Here is a 528-nt window from a genome sequence, read left to right on the forward strand (position 1 = left end):
AGCCCGTGGCTCAACCCGCAAGGGGGAGAGCGGTCGAAGGTGGGACTGGCGATTGGGACGAAGTCGTAACAAGGTAGCCGTACCGGAAGGTGCGGCTGGATCACCTCCTTTCTAAGGAGCATCTACCAGTGTTCGGAGCGAACGTCTCCGCGCTGGTCAGAACCTGCACTCGCTTAAGCGAGGTAGGGCTCATTAGTGGATGCTGGCTGGCATGACGGCTTGTTGCCGGATGAGTGAGTACTGCGGTTTACCGCGTGGAAAGGTCTTCTGGGGGCTAGCTGAATTGATCGGTACGCTGTTGGGTCCTGAGAGAACACGCTTAGTGTCTTTCAGTGATCGGCCATCGGCCGCGGATGAACCACCTAGCCATCGGGTTAGGCCGGCATCGCGCAGTAGAGCTGGTGGATCTGATTGTTCTTTGAGAACTGCACAGTGGATGCGAGCATCTTTGTAGCAAGTTAGTAAGGGCATACGGTGGATGTCTTGGCACCAGGAGCCGATGAAGGACGTAGGAGACTGCGAAAAGTC

General features: G+C 56.6%; 1 rRNA gene. It reads left to right on the forward strand.

From position 1 onward, the window contains the following. A 16S ribosomal RNA gene (locus QSK25_RS45245) occupies positions 1-111 on the forward strand; the annotation flags it as partial. Positions 112-528 lie beyond the last annotated feature (417 nt).

This window comes from Lentzea sp. NBRC 102530, assembly GCF_030269365.1.
Lineage (GTDB): Bacteria > Actinomycetota > Actinomycetes > Mycobacteriales > Pseudonocardiaceae > Lentzea.